At 68.0% G+C, this 18,523-nt stretch carries 12 protein-coding genes and 2 pseudogenes; 12 read left to right on the forward strand and 2 right to left on the reverse strand.

The genetic code is table 11. From position 1 onward, the window contains the following. Both VD972_RS31535 and VD972_RS31540 read left to right on the forward strand, forming a co-directional pair. Positions 1 to 330: pseudogene (locus VD972_RS31535) on the forward strand (hypothetical protein); the annotation flags it as partial. Continuing rightward, positions 327 to 2,423 carry a hypothetical protein gene (locus VD972_RS31540; RefSeq protein ID WP_324992492.1) on the forward strand — a complete coding sequence of 699 codons (2,097 nt, stop codon included), beginning with the start codon at positions 327 to 329 and terminating at the stop codon, positions 2,421 to 2,423. The pseudogene VD972_RS31535 and the gene VD972_RS31540, both read left to right, overlap by 4 nt. Before the next feature lie 71 nt (positions 2,424 to 2,494). Here the strand turns inward: VD972_RS31540 and VD972_RS31545 are convergent, their stop codons facing one another. After that, a complete protein-coding gene (locus VD972_RS31545) occupies positions 2,495 to 3,172 on the reverse strand; it encodes a hypothetical protein (RefSeq protein ID WP_324992493.1) in 678 nt (225 codons plus the stop codon). A gap of 313 nt (positions 3,173 to 3,485) precedes the next feature. Between VD972_RS31545 and VD972_RS31550 the strand changes: the two genes are divergently transcribed. The 4 genes from VD972_RS31550 to VD972_RS31565 all read left to right on the forward strand — a co-directional run bounded on the left by VD972_RS31550 (position 3,486) and on the right by VD972_RS31565 (position 10,674). After that, positions 3,486 to 5,120 (forward strand): hypothetical protein, encoded by a 1,635-nt coding sequence (locus VD972_RS31550; protein WP_324992494.1) that lies wholly within the window; start codon positions 3,486 to 3,488, stop codon positions 5,118 to 5,120. Between the two features lie 31 nt (positions 5,121 to 5,151). After that, positions 5,152 to 6,840, forward strand: coding sequence for a phospholipase D-like domain-containing protein (locus VD972_RS31555; protein ID WP_324992495.1), 1,689 nt, complete (start codon positions 5,152 to 5,154; stop codon positions 6,838 to 6,840). Positions 6,841 to 6,900: 60 nt separating this feature from the next. Next, entirely contained in the window at positions 6,901 to 8,283 is a 1,383-nt protein-coding gene (locus VD972_RS31560) for a hypothetical protein (RefSeq protein WP_324992496.1), read from the forward strand. A 255-nt stretch (positions 8,284 to 8,538) separates the two neighbouring features. Beyond that, positions 8,539 to 10,674, forward strand: coding sequence for a M4 family metallopeptidase (locus VD972_RS31565; RefSeq protein ID WP_324992497.1), 2,136 nt, complete (start codon positions 8,539 to 8,541; stop codon positions 10,672 to 10,674). Positions 10,675 to 10,690: 16 nt separating this feature from the next. On the opposite strand, the gene VD972_RS31570 is transcribed toward VD972_RS31565, so the two are convergent. Next, entirely contained in the window at positions 10,691 to 11,845 is a 1,155-nt protein-coding gene (locus VD972_RS31570) for a site-2 protease family protein (protein ID WP_324992498.1), read from the reverse strand. Positions 11,846 to 11,987: 142 nt separating this feature from the next. On the opposite strand from VD972_RS31570, the gene VD972_RS31575 reads away from it, so the two are divergent. From VD972_RS31575 to VD972_RS31600, 6 genes and pseudogenes are all read left to right on the forward strand, one after another. Further along, the gene (locus VD972_RS31575) at positions 11,988 to 12,668 is read left to right on the forward strand and encodes a Coq4 family protein (protein ID WP_324992499.1); all 681 of its coding nucleotides are present in this window, start codon (positions 11,988 to 11,990) and stop codon (positions 12,666 to 12,668) included. Positions 12,669 to 12,685: 17 nt separating this feature from the next. Then, positions 12,686 to 14,248 carry an acyl-CoA carboxylase subunit beta gene (locus tag VD972_RS31580; protein WP_324992503.1) on the forward strand — a complete coding sequence of 521 codons (1,563 nt, stop codon included), beginning with the start codon at positions 12,686 to 12,688 and terminating at the stop codon, positions 14,246 to 14,248. A 99-nt stretch (positions 14,249 to 14,347) separates the two neighbouring features. Next, the gene (locus tag VD972_RS31585) at positions 14,348 to 14,950 is read left to right on the forward strand and encodes a hypothetical protein (RefSeq protein ID WP_324992500.1); all 603 of its coding nucleotides are present in this window, start codon (positions 14,348 to 14,350) and stop codon (positions 14,948 to 14,950) included. A 467-nt stretch (positions 14,951 to 15,417) separates the two neighbouring features. Further along, entirely contained in the window at positions 15,418 to 17,100 is a 1,683-nt protein-coding gene (locus VD972_RS31590; RefSeq protein ID WP_324992501.1) for an AAA family ATPase, read from the forward strand. Then, positions 17,097 to 17,765, forward strand: coding sequence for a hypothetical protein (locus tag VD972_RS31595; protein WP_324992502.1), 669 nt, complete (start codon positions 17,097 to 17,099; stop codon positions 17,763 to 17,765). The genes VD972_RS31590 and VD972_RS31595 overlap by 4 nt, the downstream gene beginning before the upstream one ends. A gap of 86 nt (positions 17,766 to 17,851) precedes the next feature. After that, a pseudogene (locus tag VD972_RS31600) lies at positions 17,852 to 18,523 on the forward strand (hypothetical protein); the annotation flags it as partial.

Here is an 18,523-nt window from a genome sequence, read left to right on the forward strand (position 1 = left end):
GGCTCGCCTTTGCGCACCGCGGCATACGTGAGCCTGGGGGTAGCGGTGGGGACAGGGGCGGCAGGTGGGTACTTCGGGTTGCGCTCGCGCAGTGCCCGGACGGAGGTGGAAGGGGCCCCGGTGGATGAGCGAGGCCTCACCACGGGCCTGACGCAGCGTGAAGCCCTCGCTCTGGATGAACGGGCCCGCTCGAGCGCCCGGCTCGCGAACGTCCTCTTTGGCGTCGCGGGCGCCTCGGCCATCGCGGGAGGAACGCTCTGGGTGCTCGGTGCGCCTGTAACGGTCTCCGCCACCCCGGCGGGGGTGACAGTCGGAGGTGAGTTCCCATGAGCCAGTCCTCTCAGTCACGCATCCTGTCCTGGCTCTCCGCGCTGGTGCTGACACTCCTGGTCTCGTTGCCGGGATGCGACTGCGGCTCCACGGGTGCCGACACGCGACGTTACCCGTGCACCCAGGACACCGAGTGCACTTTGGGCTTTGTCTGCCTCGAGGGCGTGTGCCAGCCCGAGGGAGGCCCCGTGGACCCGCCGGATGGTGGGACGGACGCGGGGACACCGGATGGCGGCCCAACGGACGGCGGCCCAACGGACGGCGGCCCGACGGATGGGGGAAGCGACGGCGGGCCGGATGGGGGGAGCGACGGAGGAAGTGACGGGGGGACGGCAGATGGGGGTGGAACGGATGGCGGAGCGGACGCGGGCACGCCGGATGGGGGGAGCCCTCCCCAGCCCACCCAGCTCAACTTCATCACCCCCGCTCAGACGATGGTGGCAGGACAGTGCTCGGGGGCAGTGGTGGTCGAGACGCAAGACTCGATGGGGAGAGCCGCTCCCGTGGACGCGAATACGAACCTCGTCCTGAGCGCACAGCCGAACACAGGCTTCGGCTTCTACCGAGACGCGGCCTGCAGCACCTCCGCCTTCGTCCTGACGCTGCCAGCCGGGAGCAGCCGCGCCACCTTCTATTTCCGAGGGACCGTGGCGCAGTCCGTCCGGATCACCGTGCTGATCAGCGGGATGCTCCCCCCACTCCAGAACGAGACCATTACCCCCGCTGCACCGGCGATCGTGTCCTTCATCACCTCTTCCCAGACACTCCCAGCGGGAGGCTGCTCTTCCCTGGTGGAGCTCGAGGCCCGCGACGCCTACGGCAACCCCTCCCCGTTCTCCTCGCAAACGAGGGTGGCGCTGTTCGCGCAGGCCTCCGCGGGCTTCTCCTTCTTCACGGACGCGGCGTGCACCGCCTCTACCTCCGAGGCGGTGTTCTCCGCGGGCTCCGCGCGGACCCGCTTCTACTTCAAGGGAAAGACCCGCGGCACCTTCCCCCTCACCGCCACGGTCTCGGGCCTCTCCCCGGCGAGCCAGGACGAGACGATCCTCCCTGCGGTGCGCACCGACCTCTGCACCCTGCCGCTCGGCGCCCGCTCGGTGACGTGCCCCATCTCCCCTCCGCAGCTCGACCTGTCGAAGACGCTGCTGATGTTCCAGGCCAGCTCCGACGACGACTCTCCCGACACCGCGAGCTTGCGCTGCTCGCTCACGGCCCTGGACACCCTCACGTGCAGCCGCAATGACGGCGACGAAGGCGACGACGAGCCGGAGATCGATATCGTGTGGCAGACGGCCGAGCTTCCTTCCGGGCTGAAGGTCCAGCACCTGCAGACCACCTGCGGGGGTGCTGCCCTCCGGCAGGTCACCATCCAGCCCGTCGCGAGCCCGCAGAGCACCTTCCTGCTGGTGAGCTCCGAGCAGGACGGCAGCACCCAGGGGGACGATGACTTCTATACCGCTTCGCTCGCCGCGACGAACCGCGTGGACCTCCAGTTCTCCACCCCTTGCACCCCGAGCTGGAGGGCCTCGCTCCAGGTGGTGGAGCTCACCGGCGCTACCGTCACGCGTGGCGTGACAGGCCCCATGAGCGGCACCTCGCTCACCGTCTCCGTCCCGTCGGGGGTGAACCTCAGCTCCTCCGCGCTGCTCTTCACCTACCGGGCCTCTGAGACCGACGACTCGATCATCTGTGACCGGGTCCTGCGGGGAGTGCTCTCACCCAACGCCATCACCTTCACGCGCGGCGCGAATGCTACGGGTTGCACGGACGCGGACATCGACGCCATCTCCTGGGAGCTCATCGACTTCGGTGCGCGCGCGTCAGCACAGCACGTCCATGTGACGATGGACTCGAGCACCTCAGAGGTCGACATGCCCATCACCGCCGTGGATCCGTCGCGCACGCTGGTCTTCGCCAGCGGTCAGTCACAGTCCGGTCAGGCGGGCGGCGAGACCGACTACGAGGAAGACGATGTCATTGGCGCGTCGCTCGGCTGGCATGGGCTCAGGACACCCACGATCCTGACGGTCGCCCGCGGCGCCGAAGAGGGCACCGCGAGGTGGCAATCCACGGTTCTGCAGCTCGAGCCCTGAGCCTCACTGCCGCCAACGGGGAGCACGGAGAGCTCGCGGGGGTGCCCGCCAGCTCTCCGTGACGGCGCTCCTCAGAAGTGCCGGCGAGGAGCCTCGCGCCGCTCGCGGCGGTCCTCGTGCTGCTCGCGCCGATCCTCCTTCAGCTCCTTCTGGTTCTCGCGCAGCTCCTTCTGGCCGAGCTGCATGAGCTCCACGATGATCGAGCGCATCCGCTGCAGGTCCCCGGGCCTCCGGCTGCCCATCAGGGTGGACAGCTCCCGCGCAATCGCCACCTTCGTCCTCAGCGAAGCCGCCTCCGCCCGAGCGTCCCGGACGTCATCGCGCCGGTCGCGGCGGTCATCCTTCAGATCCCGGCGATCATCCGCGTACGCTCCCGGCCTTCCCCAGAGCTCGTCGCGGCCGAGCTCCCGCCGGCTTCCCTGCACCTCCCGGTTGTCCCTGCGGACCTCGGCCTTGTCACGCGCCAGCTCCGCTCGGCCCTCGGCCAGCTCCGCGCGGAGCAGCTCGCCCAGCTGGGCCTCCACCGCGGCCATCCCCCTCTCGCTCCTCTGGGCCCACGCCTGATCGAAGCGCGTCAGCAGGGCCTGGAGCTGGGCCATATCCCACCGGTCGTCGCGCATCTCGCGCTTGTCCTGGTGCACCTCGCGGCGGTCTTGCGTGCGCTCCGAGCGGTTGCGCCAGTCCTGGGCGTGCGCAGCGCCCGCGAGGAAGAGGGAGAGAACCACAAGGGCAGAAGAGAGTCGGTTCATGGTGCGTGTCCGAGAAGGCGGGTTGTGTGAGGGGTCAGCTGCGCCCCTCCGTGTGCGAGACACGGACGGACTGCAGGGCCGTTTATTCGAGCTCCCTCCACCGAACGGCGGCCCCCACTGCGGAATCCGCACCCAGGCCCTGCGCTTTCCGCAGCCGCCGCAGGCCGCGCTCGCGTCCTTCTCCCGCGCTCTACGAGGGTTCTCCGAGCACCGAGGGCTCCTCCGCCGCTCGGCGCATGCCTTGCAGTGTCGAGGAACCAGCCAACCGAGGGCGAGCCGCTGCGCCCCCTCGCCATCCCCAGAGGAGGGAGTCATGGCCCAGTGGGTGCCGATCAGTCTGGATGTGGAGGCGGGGGCCTTCGTGCTCCCCCTCATCGACTTCGCGGACAAAGGGGAGCTCGCGCCGCTGCCTGAGCGGCCGAGAGCCAAGGACCTGACCGATGCCGTCTCAGGTGCGCTCAACACCACCGTGGACTCGACGTTCTCCGTCGGCCTGTTCGGGATGGCCGACACGGATGGAAAGACCCACTGGGACGAGCGCTCGTGGGACTTCGTCAACACCCACGACACCGTCGCGAAGGCGGAGGGAAAGACAGGCTACACGCTCCGGTGGGGCGTCGGCTTCCGGATCCACGTCCAGAACAGCAAGCTCGACAGCAAGGTGCAGCTCACCGACCGGCTGCCCATCGCGTGGGCCTCGGAGTTGGGGCTCTCCCAGGTGTCCTACGCCATCGAGATGTTCGGGCTCTCGGAGCCGGCGGCCCTGGAGTGGCTCCCCACCCCCGGCGTCTTCGATGCCCAGACCGTCCTCAGCCTCGATACCCACATCCGCGACACCGTCTCCAAGGCGCTGCTCGCTCCCGATCCGGACCTGAAGGTCCGCCCCGTGCCGCTGTCCGTCCAGTTCCAAGGGCCCTATGCCCGGCTCGCGGTGAACAAGGCGCTCTCGGTGGCCTTCGCGGTGAGCTCCATCGCCAAGAACCTCACGAAGGAGGCCGCGCTGGCGAAGGCCAAGGCCGCGGGAGAGCGCATCCTGGTGGCGGAGGTGGCCCGGGTCTACGACGTGTGGCAGGCGACCGGCGCCCCTGGCTCGGATGCGTTCAAGCTGGCCCGGCAGACCGCCAGGATGTGGCTCGATGACTCGGAGGCCCAGGACCCGCTGTCCCGGGCGATCGGCCGCCGCTACACCCTGGGGCAGCCCGTCTCCGCCGACGGCGCTGGGAGCGCCAGCGACACCGACTATGACCGGATCGTGCTCCGCTCACAGTCCGTGGCGTCGACGACGGCACAGAAGCTCGGCTTCGGAGACATCACCTCGGTGGACGGCTCGGGAGACACGTCCAAGCTCGTCTACGAGCTCTTCCTCCGGAAGGCGCTCCAGGGGACGAGCCTCCAGGATGGAGTCTCGCGCATGCGAGGAGAGTTCTCCGGGTTCCGCCTGGTCGCCTCGCTGCAGCATGTGGACTCGAAGCTGAAGGCCAACTTCGCGGCCGTCTCTGCGGCCTCCGCGCTCGGTCTGGCGCAGGCGACGTTCGAGCTGCAGAACTGGGGCATGGATCCCAAGGTGACGGCGGGGCTGCTGCAGAAGAGCGCCTTCAGCGAGTCCGAGTTCCCCTCGGTCCGCGCCGCCCTGGGAGAGGCGAAGGCGCAGGTCGCCACGGATCCCTCGCTCCTCCGGCCGGAGGTCACCGAGTTCGTCGCCGGCACGGACTCCGCGGAGCACAGCTTCCCGGGCGCTCGGCTCATCTACCTGGCGCTGAAGCAGCTCCGGAAGGAGCGCAAGTCCCCGGAGGCCCAGGCCTTCGCCGACAAGCTCGGCTTCGAGAAGTCGCACATGAGCGCGGTGTACGACTTCTTCTGGGACAACCCGAGCCCTTCCGTGAAACCGCCGGATGAGGTGCGGGACGAGGCAGAGCGGCTCCTGGAGCTGACGGAGCCGAAGGGCTAACGCAACCACGCATTTCCAAGGGAGAACCGTCATGACTCAGGTGCTGCATGCTCAAGGTGTCCACCAAGGCCTCACCGTGAAAGCCATCCGCGGAGACCGCGCGGCCCTGCTCGCTTTCGATCTCGATTCCCACCTGACGAAGGACCTGACGGGCTTCGCCGTCCAGGTCACCTCGCCGGACGGAAAGTCCGAGTCCCTGCGCAACCGGCTCAACTACGAGCAGGGCGTCCACAGCCAGACGGCGGCGGCGGATCACCCGTTCACGCCGTCCCATGAGGCGCCCTTCCAGAAGTTCCGCTGGTTCCACGCGCCCCACGACGTGGAGGCGGGCGAGTACCGGTACAAAGTGACTGCGATGTACCTGCCCCCGGGGAAGACGAAGCCGGAGCCGGGGCCCTCCGTCACGGTGGCGCTGGAGATCCAGCCGAAGCCCGGGCCCTTCGAGCTGGGCTTCACCCGCGGGAACCTCTCCTCCCAGGCGTACATGGACAAGTGGGGAAAGGATCTCCCCTTCGGGCCGACGCCGAAGTCCCTGGACTACGACTACGCCTCCTTCGAGGAGAAGTACGTGTGGCTCGGGTTCCACGCGCGCAAGATGATGGTCGACTTCATCGACACCTGCGTGAAGGACCCGCACTCCACGCTGGATCTCTTCGCGTACGACATCGACGAGCCGCGCATCGTGAAGCAGCTGGAGGCGCTCAAGGGCCGGCTGCGGGCGGTGCTGGACGACGCCTCCCTGCACACCAAGCCGGGCGCGATGGAGATCGAGGTCCTCAAGCGCCTGAGAGCGTCCGCGGGAGAGAAGAACGTCGTCTCCGGCAACTTCAAGCGCTTCGCGCACAACAAGATCTTCATCCGCAAGGTGAACGGCAAGCCGCACAGCGTGCTCACGGGCTCGGCCAACTTCTCGCTGCGGGGACTGTACGTACAGGCGAACTCGGTGCTGCACTTCCAGGATCCGGACGTGGCGGAGAAGTACGAGGAGGCCTTCGAGACGGCGTTCACCAACATGAAGGGCTTCGCGAAGACGCCCATCTCCCAGCAGTGGTTCGACTTCGAGAAGCCGGGGCTGCCCCGGTTCGGGGTGGCGTTCTCTCCGCACGCGGATGGGACCCTCTCGCTGGATCGGGTGAGCAAGTCGATCGCGAAGGCGCGGAGCTCGGTCATCTACGCCGTCATGGAGCTGGACGGCGGCGGGAAGGTGCTCGAGGAGCTGCGCGGCCTGCCGAAGAAGGATCGCCTGTTCAGCTACGGCGTGACGCAACACTCGAAGGGCCTGTCCCTCTACCGGCCAGGCCACAAGAACGGCGTGCTGGTGGGCTTCGAGGCCCTCAAGGGGCACATGCCACCGTCCTTCCATGAAGAGTGGAGCGGGGGCATGGGGCAGGTGATCCACCACAAGTTCGCGGTGGTGGACTTCAATGACGCGGATCCGGTGGTGTTCGCGGGCTCGTCCAACCTGGCCGAGGGCGGCGAGGAGGCCAACGGCGACAACCTGCTGGCCATCTACGATCGGGCAATCGTCCAGGCGTACGCGGTGGAGGGCATCCGGCTGGTGGACCACTACGAGTTCCGCGACTCGGTCCAGGGCGCGAGCCAGACCCAGCCGCTGATCCTCCAGGGCTCGAAGCTCGAGAAGGGCGCGAAGCCGTGGTGGCAACGGTTCTACGACCCGGAGGACATCAGCTACGTGGAGCGCACGCTCTTCGTGCGCTGAGGTGAGAGCACGTTCTGCCCGCTTGACAGGGTGGGAGCGTGGCTGCTCTCACCTGGGTCCATGCTCTCGCTCCTCCTGGCCACCACGCTCGCGGCGGCTCCCGCCCCCCGCGCCCTTGACTCGGCGACCACCGCCGTCCACATCCCCCAGCTGGACAAGCTCTCCGGCCTCCATGCCTTCATGTCGCGCGCGGGAACCTACGCCGCCCTGCTACGCCCCTCCACCTGGATCCCCGAGTTCCACCCCTTCCTCGCGCTGGACCCCCTGCGCCCGGAGACCCTCACCGCCGTGGGCATCGACCCGGCCGGTCCTACCACCCTCTCCTTCATTCGGAGCGGCGAGGTGTCCTGCTCGCGGCTGGCGGACCCCAAGGCCTTCCAGGCCAAGGCGAACGAGGCGCTGACCTCCACCACCCCCGTCAAGACGGCCACCGCCAAGGGCCTGACGACCGCCAGCGCCCCTCGCGGCACCGGCCGCGCCGGCTACGTCCTCAAGGGACAGGAGGCGTGCTCCTTCGCCACCCGCTATGACGACGATGATCTGTTGAAGGACACGGTGAAGCTGATGGGCAAGGCCCCCGCGCCGGATGCGCGGCTCGGCAAGCTGCCCGGCGCCGTCTACGTCCTCCAGGGCCCCACCGTGGTGGGCCTGGACGGCACCGCTGACGGACTGCAGGCAGAGGGCACGGCCACCCGGCTCCCGCTCCCCCCCTTCCAGACCTCGGGCTCCAGCCCCTATGGAGCCATGAAGCTGGAGGGCCTCCTCTTCAGCCGCGCGCAGGTGGCCCCCGCGGGCCTGTCCCAGGCCGTGGGCGCCGTGCGGTACAGCATTCAGCAGATCTGCGCCTCGTGCCAGCCCGAGCAGGTGCAAGCCGTGGCGCAGGCGGTGACGCAGCAGCTCACGGGACACCTGCTCATGCTCGTGGACAGCGTGCAGGTGAAGGCCTCGCTGCGCACGCCCGAGGGCCGCTTCTTCGCCCCACGCCAGGCGGTGGCCGCGCAGGTGAAGGACGCGGCGAAGCTCAAGGAGGCGCTCGCCCCCCTTGCGCGCTTCCCCGGAGCCCAGGCGCTGGAGAATGGGTACTCGCTCGCCCTCAAGGGCGGCACCGTCTTCGTGCTCCAGAAGGGACAGCAGCTCATCCTCGGCAACGACGAGGCGGTGGTGAAGACCCTGCTCGACTCGCTCTCGGAGAAGGGCGCGAAGCTGCCCCATGCCGTGGACTTCACCGCGGACCCCAAGAAGGTGGCGCGAGGGCTCTCCCAGGTGTCGCTGATCGACATCATGTCCAACCAGCAGCTCGTGGGCCTCTTCGCCATGAGCGCCGAGGCGGGCTCCCTGCTCTCCAACAGTGAGCGCATCTCCGGGTGGCTCGACAGCGCGCCGGGCGGGGGGCACCGCTTCTCCCTCACCTGGACGCTGCCGGCCTCCACCGGCAAGCCCTGATCGCGCTCCCTCCTTCCAATAAATCGAGCCCCCCTGCTGATCCGCCAGCCAGGGGGTGCTAGCATCCCGGAAAACTGCGTCTCCGCTGGAAACTCCGGCGCGAGGCCCCTGCCAAGCCCTTGATCACAGGGTAGACACCGCACCGACTCACACCTACCTCCACCTATTTAATCGCACGACGCAACACCTTTCACGCCACGTCGATAATCAGGTTGTCCCTCACACATTCCCACACCAACTTTCGCGAGGCCCACCGTGACGATCCGCCGCCTTGATGGTCAGCCCCCCGTTGTCCCCACCACCCGCAGCACGGAGTCCCAGGCTGCCAACACCGTGAAGACCCCGGCCGCCACGCCCGCCCGCGCGCAGCCGTCGGTGGAGCAGTCCGGCTTCACCCAGGCGCGCCGCGGCCCCACCGAGCTGACTGGCACGGCGGCCCGCGAGGTTCCCCTGCCCGGGCCGGTGTCGCCCTCGAGCCGCGAGGGCCAGGCCGCGGTGCAGACCTCGCTCGACTACCTCAACAAGCAGTCCCCCCAGACGCTGCTCGGCCCCGCCTTCGACGCGTCCAAGGCCTTCACCCCGCGCACCATCGAGCGGGACGAGCTGGGCATGACGCACGTGCGCCTGGACCGCATGCACGAGGGCACGAAGGTCTTCGGCGAGCAGGTGATCAGCCACCTGGACCGCGAGGGCCAGGTGGACAGCGTCACGGGGAACGCCTCGGAGATCCCCGCGGGCCTGGGCTCCAAGGAGACGAAGCTCTCCGCCAAGGATGCGCTGGCCATCGCGCAGAAGGACTTCGCGGGCAAGACGGACCGCAAGCCGACGATGGAGAAGGTCGTCTTCCAGGACGCCGAGGGCAAGTACCACACCGGCTACCACGTGGAGCTGACCAACACCACCAACAAGGACGCGCGCCCGCAGCGGCAGAACTACCTGATCGACGGTGACACCGGGAAGGTCCACGAGAAGTGGAACCAGATGGGCGGCATCGAGATCCCCGGGCGGAACGTGACGGAGCCCACGCCGGTGACGGGCTCGGCCACTCCGAACGCCGAGATCAAGGACATGGCCACCACCACCTCGAAGATCACGCTCGGCCAGGACGCGACGATCGACAAGCTGAAGCTGGACCTGGACCTGGCCCACACGTACCGGGGTGACCTGAAGGTGACGCTGACGAGCCCCTCGGGCAAGTCGGCGGTGATCAGCGACCGCGCGGGCGGCAGCGCGGACGACCTCAAGGGCTCGTTCGACCTGTCCACCCAGTTCGCCGGCGAGAAGACCGCGGGCGAGTGGACGCTCACCGTGGAGGACAAGGCCCGCCGCGACACGGGCACCCTGAAGAACTGGAGCCTCACGGCCACCCCGAAGGCGGACCAGCCTCCTCCTCCTCCTCCTCCCGTGGGCAGCGGGGACGACGCCTCGATCTACAGCGGCAAGGTGGATCTGAACACGAAGCAGAACGCGGACGGGAGCTTCAGCCTGGATGACGCCTCGCGCGGCAAGGGCGTGGTGACGCTGGACGCGCAGAACAAGCAGCAGGCGAGCAACCCGGTGGCCTTCAAGGACGCCAACAACACCTGGGGTGAGGCCGGCGACGACTCACGCACCAAGGCCGCGGTGGACGCGCACTACGGCGCGCAGATGACGTACGACTTCTACAAGAACGTGCTCGGCCGCGACTCGCTGGACGGCAAGGGCGAGAAGCTCCAGTCCAACGTCCACATCCGCAACAACTACGTGAACGCCTACTGGGACGGCTCGCAGATGAACTACGGCGACGGCGACGGCAAGACGGCCGGTCCGCTGACCACGCTGGACATCGCCGGCCACGAGATCACCCACGGCCTCACCGAGCGCACCGCGGGCCTCGTCTACAGCGGCGAGTCCGGCGGCCTGAACGAGGCCTTCAGCGACATCATGGGCACCGGCGTGGAGTGGTACGCCTCCCAGAAGAACGAGGCGGTGAAGTTCGACTGGGCCGTAGGAGAGGACGCCTGGACGCCGAACAACGGCGACCCGACGGACGCCCTGCGCTACATGAACGACCCGACGAAGGACAACTACTCGGTCGATCACTACAGCAACTACCCGAAGCAGACCGAGGTCCACGGCTCCAGCGGCATCGCCAACAACGCGTTCTACCTGCTGTCCAACGGCGGTACGAACAAGACCTCGAAGGCGACGGTGGAGGGCGGCATCGGGATCGAGAAGGGCCTGAAGATCTACGGCCGCGCCCTGACCAACTACATGACGCCGCGGACCACCTTCGCCGAGGCGCGTGACGCCACCATCAAGGCGGCCACGGACCTGTACGGGGCCGACTCGGTGGAGGTGGCCAAGGTGAAGGAGAGCTGGAGCGCGGTGGGCGTGGAGACCAAGAAGTAGCTCCCCCCCACTGGCGTCAGGCCGGACGTTCCTGGCGCCAGCGCGGCCACCCGCCCTGCCGGTCCTCCTCGGAGGACATGTGGAGCAGCAAGGCCGCGTTGAAGTCATTGCCATCCACGGTTCCCACCAGCCGCCCTTGCTCCAGCACCAGGAGCAAGGGCGGTTGTGCTTCCACCATCCGCTGCATCGCGGACCAGGCGTCGTCTCCGGGCCTCACCTCCACCGCCGGCTGCACGCGCTCGCGGACGGTGAGGCGCGGACGCTCGGGCTCGGGGACCTTCAGCAGATCTCCGAGCGCCACCCACCCCACCGGCTGGTCCTGCTCGGTGGCGGGGAGTGCCACCCGCCTGGCGCGGCGAAGATCCCCCAGGGCCTCCTCCACGGAGGTGTCGAGCTCCACGCCGTGGAACCGGGGTGTCATCACCTGCTCCACCCGCAGCTTCTCGAGCACGGCGCGGATCCGCACCTGCCGGGCCTCCCCCTCGGCGCCGGTGAGGACGAGCAGGGCGATGAGGAAGAGGAAGGGGTTGAGCGTGAACAACCCCACGAGGAAGAAGATCAGCGCGAAGCCCTTGCCCACCGTCGCGGCCACGCGCGTGGCGCGCACCATGCCCAGCCGCCCCGCGAGCAGCCCGCGCAGGATGCGCCCGCCATCCATGGGAAAGGCCGGGACCAGGTTGAAGACCCCGAGGAAGAGGTTGAGGCCCGCCAGATACGAGACGGCGAACCGCGGGCTGAAGGAGCGCGACTCGGGCAGCAGCGCCAGAGCCGCGAGGAGCAGGGCCCCCAGGCCGATGCTCGTCAGCGGACCGACGAGCGCCATGAGGTCCTCGTCCCGGTGGCGCCGGGGCAGCTCTGTCACCTCCGACACGCCGCCGACGATCATCAAGGTGATGGAGCGCACCTGGCCTCCGGTGCGCAGCGCATAGACAACGTGGGCCAGCTCGTGGAGGAGCACGGAGGCGAACAGCCCCACCGCCACAGCGAGCCCCCAGAGGACAGGAGCCCCTCCCACGAGCTCTGGCGGAACCTCTGCCAGCCGCGCGGCTTGACGGACCACGCCTCCGAACATGAAGGCGAGCAGCGGCAGCGCGAGGATGAGGGAGAAGTGGATGCGGATGGGGATGCCTCGGAACGAGGCCACCTGGAACGCCCCTCGCGTGCTGCGCATCACCACCTCCTCGGAGAACTCCAGTCCTTGGAGAAGCTCCGTCCTGCCGGGGTGGGAAGCACGTGGCTGGGAAGGGGCTGACTGGCCGCCCGGACTCCTCCTGCCTACCTTCCTCCTCTGTGGGGGGGTTGGAGGCAGGGTCATGAGGCACCCATGGAGCATGGTGAAGGCCGCGTATCAGGTGGTGCGAACCATCCGGGATCCCGAGCGGCTGGAGGACATCGTGGAGCTGGCGGGAGTGCTCGCTCCCCCCCGGGCGCTGGGGCGCATCACGGAAGGCCTCCGGAGCATCCCCTCGGCCGCCGAGGCGCTGCGGGAGCGCCCGCGGATCGGACCTGTGGATGTGGCGGCCCTGCGCACCCTGCCCCCCGGAACGCTCGGCCGGGCCTTCGGGGACCATCTGCTGGACAACGGATTGGACCTGGCCGCGCTGCCCCGCCTGCCGGCCCGGACAGACGCGGAGTACTTCCGCGCCCACATGCTGGAGGTGCATGACGTCTGGCACGTGCTCACGGGCTTCTCCACCCAGGTGGCCGGGGAGCTGGGCCTGCAGGCCTTCAGCCTGGCGCAGCTGGGCAGCCCCTTCGCCGCGGGCATCCTCACCGGGGGGCTGGCCAACACCCTGCTCTTCGCCTTCCCTGAGCGGGACGTGCGCATGCGCGCCATCGTCCGCGGGTGGCTCCTCGGCAAGCGCGCCCGGCTCCTCTTCGGAGCGGCCTGGGCGCGGATGTGGGAGAGACCGCTGGCGGAGGTGCGGGCGAGCTTCGGACTGGAGGTGGCGGCCGTGGAGGCGTTGCTGCCGCCCGTTGCCCAATCGTGCTAGAGGGGCGGCCCATGCCCATGGACGGAACTCCCGAGAAGGACCCTCTTCGCGCACGGCTCGAGCAGATGGAGAAGCAGGCCGAGCTGGGCGGCGGCACGGACCGCATCGCCAAGCAGCACGAGTCCGGCAAGCTCACCGCGCGCGAGCGCATCGACCTGCTGCTGGATCCCGGCTCCTTCTGCGAGCTGGACAAGTTCGTCACCCACCGCTCGAGCGACTTCGGCATGGGGGACAAGAAGATCCTCGGGGACGGCGTCGTCACGGGCTACGGCACGGTGGAGGGGCGCAAGGTGTTCGTCTTCGCGCAGGACTTCACCGTGTTTGGCGGCTCGCTGTCGGGCGCGTACGCGCAGAAGATCTGCAAGATCATGGATCTGGCCACGCGGGTGGGCGCGCCCGTCATCGGCCTGAACGACTCGGGCGGCGCGCGCATCCAGGAGGGCGTGGAGAGCCTGGCCGGCTACGCGGACATCTTCCTGCGCAACACGCTGGCCTCGGGCGTGGTGCCGCAGCTCTCTCTCATCCTGGGCCCGTGCGCGGGCGGCGCGGTGTACTCGCCGGCGATCACCGACTTCATCCTCATGGTGAAGGACACCTCGTACATGTTCATCACCGGCCCGGACGTCATCAAGACGGTGACGCACGAGGAGGTGACGAAGGAGGCGCTGGGCGGCGCGCTCACGCACAACCAGAAGTCCGGCGTGGCGCACTTCGCCGCGGAGAACGAGCAGGCCTCCATCCTCATGACGCGCGAGCTGCTCTCGTTCCTGCCCTCCAACAACCAGGAGGATCCGCCCGTCCAGCCGTGTGATGACGATCCGTTCCGGGCCGAGGAGAGCCTGAAGGACATCGTCCCCAGCAACCCGAACAAGCCCTACGACATCAAGGAGATCATCCGGGCCGTCGTGGACCACAAGCACTTCTTCGAGGTGCAGGAGCACTTCGCGAAGAACATCGTGGTGGGCTTCGCGCGGATGAACGGGCGGCCCGTGGGCGTGGTGGCCAACCAGCCGGCGGTGCTGGCGGGGTGCCTGGACATCGACGCGAGCGTGAAGGCGGCGCGCTTCGTGCGCTTCTGCGACTGCTTCAACATCCCGCTCGTCACCTTCGTGGACGTGCCGGGCTTCCTGCCGGGCACGGACCAGGAGTGGGGCGGCATCATCACCCACGGGGCGAAGCTCCTGTATGCGTTCGCCGAGGCCACGGTGCCCAAGGTGACGGTGATTACGCGCAAGGCCTACGGCGGGGCGTATGACGTGATGGCGTCCAAGCACATCCGCGCGGACATCAACTACGCATACCCCTCGGCGGAGATCGCGGTGATGGGGCCGGAGGGCGCGGTGAACATCATCTTCCGCAACGAGCTGGGCAAGGCCGCGGAGGCCAACGCGGAGCGGACGCGGCTGGTGAACGAGTACCGGGACAAGTTCGCCAACCCCTTCAAGGCGGCGGAGCTGGGCTACATCGACGAGGTGATCCGTCCGGAGCAGACGCGGGCCCGGGTCATCCAGGCGCTGGAGATGCTGAAGGACAAGCGGCAGGAGAACCTGCCTCGCAAGCACGGCAACATCCCCTTGTAAGGCCGGACGAGCCTCCCCGAGGAGCAGGCAGGCGCGCGCCCTCGGGGAAATTCTAAGGCAGCGCACGAGCTTTGAAGGGTGCTCACCAAGGAGACCTCTTTGTCACACCCTCGCCTCATCCTGTTCCTGTCCGATGTCGAAGGTAACCTCACCGCCCTGCGCCAGACGCTGCGACGCATCTGTGAGGAGATCGGCCAGCCTACGCCCGAAGTGAAGTGGACCCAGAGCCACAGCGCGTTGGCGGATGCAGGTTGGCACGTGGCGGAAGTCACGGTGCCCACGGCCCGGAAGCCCCGCGAGGGCCACCTGGAGGAGCACCTGGAGAAGCTGACGCAGGCGCTGGCGCAGGACTTCCGGGATCGCGCAGTGGGGCTGTACGCGGACAGGGGCAACAGCTACGCGCGGGTGTGTGTGGGCGGCCCGGGGCGGCCCTCGAAGACGCTGGAGGGCGAGTTCCTGGATGTGCTGCGGCAGTCGGCGAAGTGGCTGGAGGTGGAGACGACGGTGCTCGCCCGGCTGCTGGGCAACAACCCGGCGCGCAACCTGCTGGCGGCGGCGGTGGACTTCGGCGAGGACGCTCAGGCAGCGGCCGAGCAGCCTCCCCAGCCTCCGGAGCCCGACGAGGAGGACCGCTTCGTAGACGCCAAGCTGTCCGAGGCCCGCGCGCTGATGGAGCGCTACCTCACCTCCACGCGCAAGTAGCACATGGTAGGCAGGAGGGCGCGTGGTAGCGTCCAATGACTGTGAATCCAGCTCTGGAGCAGTTCCTCACAGCGACCAGGCAGCTTGTGGATGTGGTGGGCTTCGACCACATCCGGTTGGGCGCCGTTGTCACGACGGCCAAGCCGAACCTCATCGTCGCCCTGAACGCGAGGCTGATCCGCCGTAGGACAGCGCCCCCTGCGCTGGCGATGCTCACTGCGGGTCCTGTCACCGCGTTTCAGAGCGACATTCCGATCACAGAGCTTGAGTACATCCTCCAGCGACTGGATCTGGGGGAACTCCAACAGTGGCGAGATCCTCAGGGCCGGGTCGTCTTGCTTCCTCTGACCCTGCAGGTGCATCCCCAACTGAGAGGCCCTTCAGACTGGTATTACGCTCGCGATGCCCATGAGGACCCTGGCCGCTGCTCCAAAGTGACAGCCAGCGGACTCATTCTCAAGGAGGCCGTGGGCCACGACGAGTCGGTGGATGCCCTCATCGCCCGAGAGTCGAACTACACCTACTCGTCACTCTCGCGAGTCACCAGGGCGTTCACGGATTTCTCCCTTGATCGCTCGAGTTGGTCCAACCAAAAGAGCAAGATCGAGTTCGTCGCGCCATGGCCCATTCACTCGCTCTCGGCGGGCAGCGATGGCACCTCCCTCCGGGTAGACACGGAAGCACTCACGGGACTGGATCCCTCTCGGTTCATCCTGAATGTGGAGGGGCGCCGCGCAGATCGCAGGTTCGATGCTTCTGACCTGCGCTGGCAAGCAGCTCCCGCGGCAGCGGCAGAGAGAGCGACGTACACCACCCGCATCGACGCTCGGGACCTCGGGCCCACGGCCGTCAACCTCTACATCACCGGCGTTCCCGACGTGCTGCTTCGCGCCGAAGTCCAGCACGAGCAGCTACCCTTGCAGGCGTCCCCCAGGGCTCCGGGCTGGCTTAAAATGTTCTCTCGTTCCCACCCCGAGGGTCGGCGTGTCGAGGCACCGGAGGGGACGCATCTGACGAAGCTTCGCGTGTCTGGCTTCCGGTTGCTCCAATCGGCTGAACTCGAGCTGCGACCGCCCTTCACCGTGATTGTCGGCCCCAACCAGAGCGGGAAGAGCTCCGTCCTGGAGGCGCTCCAGCTCCTCTCGGAAGCCGCGAGAGGCGAGCTGTCTGAGGCACTGGTTCGACGAGGAGGGCTTGGCGCACTCCTGACGAGGGGTGGACAGAGTACAACGGTCACCCTCGAGGCAGAGCTGAGTACTCCCCAGGCGCCTGCGCTGCGCTACCTGCTCTCCGTGAGCCCCTTGGGGGCCTATGACTTCGCCATCGCCGACGAGCACCTCTCTCAGCAAGTGAACCACCAATGGGAGCCACTGCTGACCCGGCGGGGCGCCCAGGCCACCCTCGCGGGCGTCACCCTCGCCGTCCCCAACGAGCGCGAGTCGATGCTCTCGCAGCTGGGCATGGCACACCCCGTCATCGAAGCCATCCGCCTCTCGCTGGCGGCGATTGCCATCTACCCTTACTTCCGCACCGGTGCCGCCTGGGCAGATCCCGACGCAGTCCCCATGCGCCGGCCGGTACGTCTGGAGCCTGGAGCGCGGTTGGCCCGCTCGGGCGACAACCTGGCCGCGGTGCTCTCCTCGATGCGCGATGAGCGTCCCGAGGACTGGGAGGAGTACCTGGGGATCGTCCGTCTCGCCTTCCCGCAATTGAAGGACCTGCGCATGCCTGCGGTCAGCCGAGGCACCGTGCAGCTCTTCTGGGATGAAGACTCTGGGCAATCGTTCGATGCGTCGGAGCTATCAGATGGCACGCTGAGCTTCCTGGCCATCCTCTGCGCCATCTTCCAACCAGGCAGCGCGCTCATCGCCGTGGATGAGCCCGAGCAACACCTCCATCCAGATGCGCTGCGGAGGCTCGTGGGAGCCGCGCGCTCCCTCTCGGATCGTCAGCCCATCCTCTTCACCACCCAATCGGACACGCTCATCGGCCTGCTCGATGAGTCTCCAGAGTCCGTCGTCGTCGCCAACCGAGGCCCGGAAGGTGCGCTGTTGGTGCGCCCCGACCTGGCGCAACTCCAGGAGTGGCTCAAGAACTTCAGCCTGCGTGAGATGCGCCGTGATCTCGAAAGCTGGGACCCCGAGTCGTGATCCACGTCCAGCTCATCACTGAAGACAGGACCGGTGGCGGACTGGACGAAGTCATCCGCGCCAGCGTCCAAGCCCGGCGGGCCCAAGAGGGGCGAGAACCCCTGAGGTTCCCTCGCAAGCCAGGCAACGTCGACGGAGCAGCGCAACTCCTCAAGGAGTGCGCGAAATACGAGCTGTACCGGTTCCACTACCCACCCCGCTTTGACCATGTCTTCTACGTCATCGATGCGCGCAACGTCTGGCATTTGAAGCAGCTGGGTGTCAGCGCCCCAGAGCCTCCTCTCCACAAGTCACTCGTGCCTCTCCTCGAGAGCGTCAAGAAGGAGATGGCGGTCATGGCTCGGGAGCGACGCAACGACGACGAGTGGGCACGCATCTCGGCTGGCTTCCACCCCCATGTGCTCGTTTGGGAGCGCGAGTCCCTCATCCTTCCTGTCGCCGACAAGCTCGGACTGGGCGATGCCGTAGAGGATGTCTACGGAGAGCGGCAGGCCTTCGAGACCGTCAGGGAACTTCTCCGCCGCACCAAGCACCGCAAGTACGACAAGGCCATCCACGGGCCACTGCTTCTCGGGCAGATCGCCCGCGATGCTTCCTTGCGCGCCACTGTGCTCTCCTCCAACCCCAGCCTCCAATCCTTGGTGGACGAGTTGGCGGCGCTCTAAGACAGCGAGCGAGCGCCTCCTGAGATCTGCCGCTTCTCTCAAGAGAAGCTTGCGCGGCGCAACCCACATGGCAATGTGTCTACCTGATGAGTCACTCAGCAGAGACACTACCTGTAGAGGAAGGTTCGCTGCCGGCCAGCGCGGCTCCCTCGCCCGGCGTGGAGACCCACCTCGTCTTCCTGCCTGACCGCGCGTCTCCCCGCTTCTTCGTGTGGGGAGCGAAGGCCCAGACCTCGGCGCTCGCTCCTGCCGGCATGCCGGGCAAGGCCCTGCTCGTGGACGAGCACCTGCACGCCCGCGAGTTCGAGGGCATGGCCGTCCCCCTCCTGGGGGCACTCCCCCGGCTGGCGGCGTTGAGCACCCATGAGTTGGAGCGGCTCTCCGCCTCCTGGGCCGTCTGGAGCTTCGCCGCGAAGCTGGCTCTGGAGCTCATCGGGCACGAGCGCCTCGTGCCCCGCATCCTCTCCGTGGACAGTGAGACGCAGGCTCGCTCGGTCGTCGCGCTCTCGCTGCCCACCGACATGGAGCGGGTCACCGCGTTGGCCAAGGCCTTCCCGCTGGCCGCCCACGCCGTGCCCGACGACGACGACGCGGACAGCCCCAGCCCGGCACGCAAGCGCACTCGGTCCCTCCGCACGGAGGACCCGCTGCGGATCTGGGCCCCCGAGCCCCTCCTCCGGGCCTTCCTGGACTTCGCCGCCGATCTCCTCGTCCGCGTCAGCACGGTCCGCCTGCCGCCGGCACGGGGAGAGCGGAAT

The organism is Hyalangium sp. (genome assembly GCF_035629615.1).
Taxonomy (GTDB): domain Bacteria; phylum Myxococcota; class Myxococcia; order Myxococcales; family Myxococcaceae; genus Hyalangium.